We start from the raw sequence: 6,434 nt of genomic DNA, 5'->3' as shown, positions 1-6,434 counted from the left end.
GCGCAGGTAGGCGTACACCTCATCCGGGTCGAGGCCGCCGCGCCACCGCCGCATTACGAAGGTCGCGGCGCGGACGACATGCGCGCCGAGACGGTCACCGGACCGGTAGATCATCGCCGTACCGCCGATGCCCCGTAGTGCGCGACCATTGCACTGATCTGGGCCTCGGACAGGCCGCGTTCGGCGAGCACCCGCTGACCCCAGCGGTGCAGCCGACACGGATGCGGCGCCTGGTCGTTGCGACACCGCAGCCCGCCCGGCCTCTGCTCGGGGGCGTGGACCGTGATCGCCCGTACCGCGAAGTCCACATCCTCCGCCGTCACGTACGGCGGCAACGGCACCTCACCCAACACCTCGTCAATCCGATCCATGACCCTCCCCTGCCGTCCGCGTGTAGTGAAGCGGCGCTGGGCCGGGGCGGCTGGTAGTAGCGCGCCCGTACCGACCCCTGGCCGCTTCCCACTGCTTGGAAGGGGCGTGGCGGCCGAGCCCGACCTGCGTCGACCGCCACACCCCGGTCTGGAGGGCCGGGATCGGTGCACGGGGGAACGGCACCGATCCCGGCCAGAGCGAACGCGATGCGCGGCCATGACAGGTGCTGACGGAGGTCGTGTCACCGCGTCCGGGTACGGCGGTCACGGCGGAATGAACAGCATGGCTCCACTCAGGAGCATCGCCGATGCGACATCCTCGCCGCGACCGTGCGGTTACCGTAGGTGCGGCACAAGTGGGTGATGGGGTACAGGACGTACCCGGTTACAGGGTGTCCCCCTACGGCGTCACGCCTGCGCGTTGGGCCAGCTCGATTGCCTCAGCCCGGATCGACGCCGGGGCTTCGGTCGCAAGCCGATTGAGGATGTCCCGGGCCGCCGGGTTGTATCGCACCGTCTCCGGCGAGGTCGCGTCCGCCTTGTGCAACAGATGCAGCGTGGCTTCCCGTGCCCCTTCCAGGTCGGCGCTGCGGGCAAGCTCCACGTAGTGCCGACCACGGCGCTCGGTTGAGGGGATCGACGCTGGGTCGAGCGAGTGGGCGCGGCGTTGTGCCTCTTCGGGGTCCCCGAGGTCAACCGCACACATCACCGCGTACACCTCGACCAGTGGGCGGGACACCCGGGTACGCAGGCCGACGAAACCCGGCGGCAACGCTCGGTGCACTACATCCCTGGCGGTGTCCCACTCCGACCAGGCACTCTGGTCGCCTGTGCGTGCCCGGGTCAGGGCGGCACATAGGTGCAGGTCTGCCAGCATCTCCGCATACTCGACCGGACCGTCCGCAACCCGTGGCTCGATCAGCGCCTTCGCCTCGTGGAGACGCTCCAGCGCCTCATCACCACGGCCGACGGACCGGAGTAGGTGGGCGGCATACCAGATCGCCTGGGCGACGGCGATCGGATCGTCCGCATCCAAGGCTGCTGCCATCCCTCGGTCAACGGTCAGCCAACACAGCTCCCGGTCTCCATGCCAGGCCAGGTACGCCTGAGCGAGGTGGTACGACTGCGCGAGCATCGCGAGCGCCTGTCGTCGGTCGGCGCCGGTGTGCAGCCGAGCTGCCCGCTGGGTGGCATCGAGCAGGCCGGGCAGGATCGTCCCCGCTTCCGACCGTTGGTGCCTGGACGTATGCCAGGTCTGCCACGCCGCGTCGATCGCACCGCGCAGGTATTCCGGCGACGCCGGCTCGCCGCCGATGTTGACGTGCCAGGCAGTCAGGGCCCTACGAACGTCCTCAACACTCGGGTGGGCAGGCCTGCTGTCGAGCGACAGTGTGACCGTCGGCCCGAACAGGTCACCGAGGTCGCGGACTCCAAGATGTGGGGCGATCTGCTGGGCGGCCCGTAGGGTCAGGGACCGCTTGCCGTTCTCGATGAACTTCACGGTGGTCGGGGACAGTCCAGCGAGTCCGGCAAGCCGCTCCCGGGACAGTCCTGCCGCGCGGCGAAGTCGCTCGACCCGCTTGCCAGGTGTGGGCTCGGTCTGGTCCGTCATGGCACACCTCACCGCGTTGGGTACATCGTGTACCCCGACGGTACGCCCGTCGACCGTCTACTACCAGTGCCGCAGCGACTGCCATGCATGGCGCGGCGATGGGTCGCCATGCGCCACGCCGGAGCAGCGCGACGACAACCTGAACACAACGCTCCGCTCGATGGCGTACGCGAGACTGTCGATGTGATGGAACGGCAACCCGTCCTATACCTCGTGGTCTGCGCCGCTCCGCCGGCCCTCCAGGTCGACGAACTCGCCACACTGCTGATGGCGGACGGCTGGACCGTCTGCGTGATCACCACCCCGACGGCGGCGACCTGGGTCGACGCAAGCGTCCTGGCCGAGCAGACCGGCTATCCGGTGCGCTCGGACTGGCGAAGGCCAGGTGAGCCCGGCGCGCTTCCAGACGCAAGCGCGGTCCTGGTCGCACCCGCGACGTTCAACACGATCAACAAGTGGGCGCTCGGCATCAGCGACAACTTTGCCCTCGGGGTCCTCAACGAACTACTCGGACTACGGCTGCCCATCCTCGTCTCCCCGTACGCCAAGAAAGCACTCATCACGCATCCCGCGTATGAGCGCCACGTGCAGGTACTCAGAGATGCCGGAGTGGTGTTCACCCCGGCCGAGGCACTGCGGCCGGTAGCGCCAGGCGAGGACTTCCAATGGCGTCGGCTGTCAGCCGAGATGTCACGCCTACAGCGCCGAGCCCACGGCGACGCTTCAACTGCCGCCGCTAACCCTTCGACTGAACGAACGACTGGCATCCAGACTTCATCTTGATCCGGATCTTTGTCTGAGGGGTCTAACCTCGTCGAGGTGACAGAGCTGGCGCGCGGCATCTACGAACACCTCATTACCAACGAGCTCGCGAGCAAGCTCCAGCAGGTGGATCCCACCTTGGTCCAGAGAGACGATCTCGACCCGGCCGACGCCGACAAGGTGCTCGCCCGACACATCGCCGGCCTGGCCCTACGCGCACTGAACGCGGTCGGTGGCAGCCATGACCCCCAGCGGCTGAACCGGCAAATCGAGATAGCCAACAGGATTGCCGAAGGCATTGCTGCTATCGAGCCACGAGCAGCGGGCGATGACGACCAGGTGACGGAGGCCCACCGGCAACTCCTCACCGCCATCGCTCATCCCCCTACGCCACCGGCCAGAACACACTTCCCGGCTCGTCCCAGCACGCCGTTGTCCACTGGCGCCCTACTGGTCAATGGCCGGCACCAACCGCGCATCGGCCACGAAGTCGGTTACGAGATGGCCTCCGCAGATCAAGTCGATCTTCTCTGCGCCTTCATCACCTGGCACGGCGTGCGCATGCTGGAGCGGCCGATCCGAGAGCTAACGGCCCGAGGCGGCCGGATCCGCGTCATCACCACGTCCTACCTCGGGGCAACTGATCAGCGCGCAGTGGACCGGCTAGCCGAGTTGGGCGCCGACATCAAGATCTCGTACGAAACAAAGACCACGCGGCTACACGCCAAAGCCTGGCTCTTCCGACGCGACAACGGCGTGGCGACCGCGTACGTCGGCTCGTCGAACCTCTCCCGTGCTGCCCTGGTTGATGGCCTGGAGTGGAACATCCGGGTATCCAGCCTGGAGCAGCCGCACGTCATCGACACCTTTGACGCGACGTTCACCGACTACTGGAACGACCCCGCGTTTGAGACGTACGTCCCCGCCAAGAACGGAGGTCGGCTCCGGCAAGCGCTGCGCAGCGAGCGCCGGCACCACCAGCCGCGTGGCCAGCGGTTGGTCGACAGCGACAGCCCCGACGTCGAAATCGCTAATATCGACGTTCACCCGTACGGCTATCAGCGGGGTATCCTCGCCGATCTCGCGGCCGAGCGTCTGGTCCATGGTCGGCACCGCAACCTGATCGTCATGGCGACCGGCACCGGCAAGACCGTCGTCGCTGCCCTGGACTACCGCGACCTTCGGCGGGATCGCAGCGTCAACTCGCTGCTCTTCGTTGCGCACCAGGAACAGATCCTTCGGCAAAGCCGCTCGGTCTTCCGGCAGGTCCTTCGCGACGGCAGTTTCGGCGAGGTCCTGGTCAGTGGAGAAAAGCCGCAAGAGTGGCGCCACGTCTTCGCCTCCGTTCAGTCCCTGCACCGGCTTGCCGACGAGGATCTACCGCCGGAGCGGTTCGACATGGTGATCGTGGACGAGTTTCACCACGCCGAAGCGCGGACCTATGCCCGGCTCCTGGAGCGACTACAGCCACGCGAACTCCTCGGGCTAACCGCCACTCCTGACCGAGCCGATGGCGGTGACGTTCGCCGGTGGTTCGGCGGACGTACGGCGGTCGAGCTCCACCTCTGGGAGGCACTGGAACGACAGCTCCTTGCGCCATTTCAGTACTTCGGGCTACATGATGACGTGGATCTGGCGACGCTGCGCTGGCGGCGCGGGCAGGGCTACGACCTGAGTGAGCTGAGCAATCTCTATACCGGCAATGACGCACGCGTTTCGAAGATCCTCCAGGCGATACGCGACAAGGTCGACGTAGCTAATATGCGCGCGCTGGGGTTCTGCGTCAGTGTCGCCCACGCCGAGTTCATGGCCGAGCGCTTTGCTGGATCGGGGGTGCCGTCCGCAGCGGTGACGTCACGAGTCGATCCTGCGGACCGCAGACGCTTACTCGACCAATTTCGGCGCGGCGAACTGCGAGTGCTTTTCACCGTTGACCTGTTCAATGAGGGCGTCGACCTACCGATGGTCGACACGATCCTGCTGCTGCGTCCCACCGAGAGCGCAACGATCTTCCTTCAGCAACTCGGCCGTGGCCTTCGGCTCGACTACGGCAAAGCCTGCCTCACCGTCCTCGACTTCATCGGCGGGCAGCACGCCAACTTCCGCTTTGATCTCCGCTGGCGGGCGCTGACCGGGGTCAGCCGCCGAGCCCTGAGCAACGCCATCGAGTACGACTTTCCCTACCTGCCCAGCGGCTGTCACATCGAGCTTGACCGCGTGGCTAAGGACGTCGTGCTGGCCAACCTAAAGTCGGCGTTGCCCAACTCGACAGCGACCCTCACCGCCGAACTGCGCGAACTCGGGGATGTGACACTCGCCGACTTCCTTCGAGAGACTGGCTTGGAGGTGGAGGATGTCTACCGTCGCAAGTCTATGGGCGGCTGGGCCGGGCTGCGGCGCCGTGCCGGTCTAGGCCGCACGCTTCCCGGTCCGGATGACGTCACGCTCGGGGCCGCCATCGGTCGCATGCTGCACCTGGACGACCCAGACCGACTTGAGCTGCTCCAGGAAGTCGCCGCTGGTGGACGCTCAGGCACCGACCGGCTCGCCGACCTGCTTCACATCGCGCTTTGGGGCAACAAGATTCCCCTCGACCGGACGGACGAAGGACTACGCCGGCTGTGGAAACATCCGGACCGCTGTGAGGAGATCGCCCAACTCGCAGAGGTACTCCGGGGACGGATCCACCGCATCACCCTCGGACCGGTGTCGGCAACCGTACCGCTACGGCCCCACGCCCACTACAGCCGAGACGAGGCCTGCGCCAGCTTCGGTGTGCCCAACCCGACCCAGCTCCGGGAGGGTGTGAAGTGGGTCCCGAGCGAGCGGGCGGACCTGTTCTTCGTCACCCTGATCAAATCCGAGCTCCACTACTCGCCCACCACGATGTACGCCGACCGAGCTATCACCGAGGAACTATTCCAATGGGAGTCCCAGAGCACTACCTCAACCGGGTCACCGACCGGGCAGCGCTACATCCACCATGGCGACCTCGGGTCGACCGTGCACCTCTTCGTCCGAGAAACCAAGGTACGCGACGGCGACCTGGGTGCCCCGCCCTACCTGTACGCCGGCCCCATGACGTACAGGTCACACACCAACGACCGTCCAATGCGGGTCATCTGGCAACTTACCCATCCCCTCCCGCCTGACGTGTACGCCGCCGCACGCGCTACCGCCGCTTGATGTTCCGTTTGGGGCCAGAATCCTCATCAGCGGGGCACGGAATCAAAGCTTTCGAAGCTTGCTCTTTTCTAGACGAGTAGTTCCGAATGGATCAGTGGTCGTAGGCGATCAGTGACCGGGTGACGGGTGCGCCGGTCTTGTTGTTGTGCCAGATCGCGGCGGCCATGGCCAGCAGGCGTTGGGCGACTCGGACCGCGACGCCCTCGAAGGTCCGTCCGCCGTGTTCTTCCAGGTCGAGTTGGCCTTTGAGGGTGTCGTTGACCGACTCGATGAGTTGGCGGACCTTCTTGAGCATCGGTTCGCCGTAGTGGGCCTTCTCCCGCTTGCGGGACGGTCGCAGCAGCTCGATGCCCTGGGCAGCGAGTTGCCGCTCGAACCCGAGTTCGGTCATTTCGTTAGTGCCTGAGGTCCGCTCGGGGTGAGGGCGTCGATGATGGCCTGCCGTTCGGGGTCGATCTGGGGTGGGAACGTCTGCGTGGCGTCGTTGATCGCGAGGGTCGCCG

4 protein-coding genes and 2 pseudogenes are annotated in these 6,434 nt (G+C 66.2%); 2 read left to right on the top strand and 4 right to left on the bottom strand.

The features are described 5' to 3' along the window. From I0C86_RS45700 to I0C86_RS00500, 3 genes and pseudogenes are all read right to left on the bottom strand, one after another. Nucleotides 1–114 (bottom strand): annotated as a pseudogene (locus I0C86_RS45700) (DivIVA domain-containing protein); the annotation flags it as partial. Then, on the bottom strand, nucleotides 111–371 hold the full coding sequence (locus tag I0C86_RS00505; RefSeq protein WP_196199148.1) for a hypothetical protein: 261 nt from the start codon (nucleotides 369–371) through the stop codon (nucleotides 111–113). The gene I0C86_RS00505 and the pseudogene I0C86_RS45700, both read right to left, overlap by 4 nt. A 400-nt stretch (nucleotides 372–771) precedes the next feature. Next, nucleotides 772–1,983, bottom strand: coding sequence for a helix-turn-helix transcriptional regulator (locus I0C86_RS00500; RefSeq protein WP_196199147.1), 1,212 nt, complete (start codon nucleotides 1,981–1,983; stop codon nucleotides 772–774). A gap of 87 nt (nucleotides 1,984–2,070) precedes the next feature. Here I0C86_RS00500 and I0C86_RS00495 point away from each other — a divergent pair, with 87 nt between their 5' ends. Together I0C86_RS00495 and I0C86_RS00490 are read left to right on the top strand one after the other, a co-directional pair. Then, the gene (locus I0C86_RS00495; RefSeq protein WP_230393290.1) at nucleotides 2,071–2,766 is read left to right on the top strand and encodes a flavoprotein; all 696 of its coding nucleotides are present in this window, start codon (nucleotides 2,071–2,073) and stop codon (nucleotides 2,764–2,766) included. 36 nt (nucleotides 2,767–2,802) lie between these two features. Beyond that, a complete protein-coding gene (locus tag I0C86_RS00490) occupies nucleotides 2,803–5,931 on the top strand; it encodes a DUF3427 domain-containing protein (RefSeq protein WP_196199146.1) in 3,129 nt (1,042 codons plus the stop codon). A 91-nt stretch (nucleotides 5,932–6,022) separates the two neighbouring features. Here I0C86_RS00490 and I0C86_RS00485 read toward each other — a convergent pair. Then, nucleotides 6,023–6,283, bottom strand: a pseudogene (locus tag I0C86_RS00485) (IS982 family transposase); the annotation flags it as partial. Between the last annotated feature and the right edge of the window lie 151 nt (nucleotides 6,284–6,434).

This window comes from Plantactinospora alkalitolerans, from assembly GCF_015690345.1.
In the GTDB taxonomy this organism is placed as follows: Bacteria; Actinomycetota; Actinomycetes; order Mycobacteriales; family Micromonosporaceae; genus Plantactinospora; species Plantactinospora alkalitolerans.
Note: the sequence above shows the minus strand (reverse complement) of the source record. Positions and strands in the feature narration are given on the sequence as shown.